The organism is Streptomyces sp. CC208A, assembly GCF_030010625.1.
Classification (GTDB): Bacteria; Actinomycetota; Actinomycetes; order Streptomycetales; family Streptomycetaceae; genus Streptomyces.
In genome coordinates this window covers 1-2,535 of record NZ_JASCXN010000083.1, presented here as the reverse complement: position 1 = coordinate 2,535, position 2,535 = coordinate 1, and the positions used below count along the sequence as shown (strand labels likewise).

5 protein-coding genes are annotated in these 2,535 nt (G+C 67.3%); 2 read left to right on the top strand and 3 right to left on the bottom strand.

Annotated features, from left to right (window positions below):
• Positions 1-245: hypothetical protein (locus QK442_RS36005; RefSeq protein WP_282698355.1), on the bottom strand; the 245-nt coding region annotated here is incomplete at its 3' end.
• Between the two features lie 108 nt (positions 246-353).
• Here QK442_RS36005 and QK442_RS36000 point away from each other — a divergent pair.
• Both QK442_RS36000 and QK442_RS35995 read left to right on the top strand, forming a co-directional pair.
• On the top strand, positions 354-653 hold the full coding sequence (locus QK442_RS36000; protein ID WP_282698354.1) for a hypothetical protein: 300 nt from the start codon (positions 354-356) through the stop codon (positions 651-653).
• Entirely contained in the window at positions 650-1,120 is a 471-nt protein-coding gene (locus QK442_RS35995) for a hypothetical protein (RefSeq protein WP_282698353.1), read from the top strand. Before QK442_RS36000 ends, QK442_RS35995 begins: the two co-directional genes overlap by 4 nt.
• Before the next feature lie 237 nt (positions 1,121-1,357).
• Here QK442_RS35995 and QK442_RS35990 read toward each other — a convergent pair whose 3' ends face one another.
• Both QK442_RS35990 and QK442_RS35985 read right to left on the bottom strand, forming a co-directional pair.
• Entirely contained in the window at positions 1,358-1,564 is a 207-nt protein-coding gene (locus tag QK442_RS35990; RefSeq protein WP_282698352.1) for a DUF397 domain-containing protein, read from the bottom strand.
• Positions 1,561-2,391, bottom strand: coding sequence for a helix-turn-helix transcriptional regulator (locus QK442_RS35985; RefSeq protein WP_282698351.1), 831 nt, complete (start codon positions 2,389-2,391; stop codon positions 1,561-1,563). The genes QK442_RS35990 and QK442_RS35985 overlap by 4 nt, the downstream gene beginning before the upstream one ends.
• Positions 2,392-2,535: the final 144 nt, after the last annotated feature.

Sequence of the window (2,535 nt, the reverse complement as noted above, 5' to 3'; positions counted from 1 at the left end):
GGGCCGCCCACGGCGACGGCGCCCCCGCATCGCTGCGGGGGCGCCGTCGTCATGCGTCCTGAGATCTGCGGAGACCGGTTGTCCGTGATCGTGATGTTGGTGTGCTCCGCGCCGCACTGGCTGGTTATGGGGTGGTGGGTGGCGTCACCGCTGTACGCCGCCGTCGACTTGTAGTCGCCGGAGTCGGCCTCGGCCATCTTGAACCGGGTGTTGTCGGTCGAGGCCCGACCGTTGACCAGGGGCACTGGTCGAACACCGAGCCGCCGATGATGACCCGGTCGACGGAGGGGTCCGTGATGATCGGCGGCTGGGTCTCGGCGACCGTCCGTAACACCGGGTGTTACGGTTGGTCCGTGGCTGTCAAGCGCTTCTCCATCAGCATGGCGGGCGAGATTCACGACCGGATCAAGAAGTACGCCGATGACGCCGGCCTGGACGTGTCCACCTACCTCACCATCGCGGCCCAGGCCCAGATGGACCAACAGGACCGCGTCAAGGAGTTCCTCCAGCCGTTCGAGGCGGCCCGTCTCAAGGCCGAGGAGGAGGCTGGTACCGGGACCTGGGCGGGCGACGACATCGTTCTGACCTCCGAGGAGCAGGCGGAGGTCGACGCCATCCTCGGGCGTGCGCCCCGGGGCCGGGCCGCGGCGTGAGTGTCGTCGTCTACGACACGGGCATGCTGATCGCCCTGATCGGCCAGGACCGTAGGGCGCACACCCTCCACAAGGGGTTCGTGTCCGCAGGTGGTCACGTGCCCGTCGTCCCAGGACCCGCGCTGTCCCAGGCGTGGCGTACGAGCCCGAAAACGGCCTACGCGTGGAAACGGCTCCTCGCCGAGGTCTTCGTGCATCCTGGCGCTCGTACCCACCGCCCCGGTGACCTGCCGCCGAGCTGTCTGCCGTGCGGTACGGGCCTGGGCGTCAGCGGCTGGCAGACGCTCGGCGACATGATCGGTGCGGCCGCTCTCCCGCCGAAGAAGCGCCCTGACCCCGTGGACGCGCTGGCGGTCCTCATCGCGGCCGTTCATGGCGGCGGCAGCGTGATCACCTCGGACCCCGAAGGCATCGAGGCGTACGCGGCGACGATAGCGGGCTGCGTCGTCACGGTCGTGCGCGTCTGACCGGCCGGACATGTCCGCGACCGAGCTGTGCGCATGGCCTCCGTGTCGGTGCGAGCCGGACTGGCGGAGCGGTGCGGTGTGAGTGGCGACGAGGGATGGGGTGTGGCTCACGGACCGCCCACCCGACCAGGACCCGCCCACGGGTCCGCCCTTCCTGCCGCCGATGCGGCCCGCGCGGCGGCAGGAAGAAGCCCCGCCCTGCTCCTAACTCGGGGGCGAGGCGGGGCTGTTGTTCTTTCAGGCGTCGAGCTGCCCGCCCTTGACGCTCTCGATGAACGCGGAGAACGCGGAAGCGGACAGAGCGAGCGCGGGGCCGACGGGGGTCTTCGAGTCGCGGACGGGAACGGCACCGATCGTGGCGGCAAGGTTGGTGGCGACCTCCACGCACTGGCCACCTTGGCCGCTGTAAGAGGACGTGAACCAACGTGGTTCGGGGAAGTTCACAACAGGCCCTTTCGTGCTTCCTGGATCATGGCGACGGAGTCCGCTCGCGAGAGGGATTCGGCCTGAAGCTGATGATAGGCGGCAAGAGCGCGCAGGACCGAAGTAGATTCCCGCTCCAAGTGCCCCCGCTGTGAGGACTGCGCGTACGAGACAACCGCCCGAGACGGCAACGTCAGGATGCTGATAGGCAGGGTGAACGGCCGTCGCTCCCCCATGGAGAACGGTGCAACCTGGAGCACCGTGTTCGGCATGTCTGCGAACTCCAAGACGCGGTCAAGCTGCGCCACCATGACAGATGGCGGACCCATCGGCCGCCGAATGCAGCTCTCATCGAGCACAACGAAGATCTGAGGCGGGACCGTCCGCATGATCGTGGCCTGCCGCTGCGCTACTAGTGCAACCCGCTCGTCTGCCTGTTCCCGCGTCGCTGCGCCCCGCCGGACCTCTTCTGCTTCCAGAGTGGCCGCGTACTGCGGAGTCTGTAGCAGTCCCGGTATGACGCCGACCTCATACAACCGGATCTCGACTGCTGACTCTTCGTACTCCACGTACTCGGGGAAGCCCTCCAGTAGCGAACCCTGGTTCATCTCGCGCCACTCGCGCTCGAACGAGTCGCCGGTTCCGAGGGCTGCATCCGCGCGCCGAGCGAACCGGAGAGTCGGGAACTTGCGACCAGTTTCAACGCCCGAAATATGCGTTCCGGAGTATCCCATGGGGATACCTACGTCCACCTGAGAGAGCCCCAGTTCCTCGCGTAGCCTGCGGAAACGTGCCCCGAATGCGGCTTGTGGTGAGGCTTCCGGGTCCAAGTCCTTACGGTTCACCACTCTGCCTCCAACTTGTCTTCCTCTCCTGGCACGTTGAACGGCTTCCGACTGTAGGCCACGCTGACGGCTCCTGGTAGTGGAAGCACTACGGAGAGGAGCGGTCGTGCCTGAACACAACGCCCGCCCGAGCCCCAGCGCGGAGCC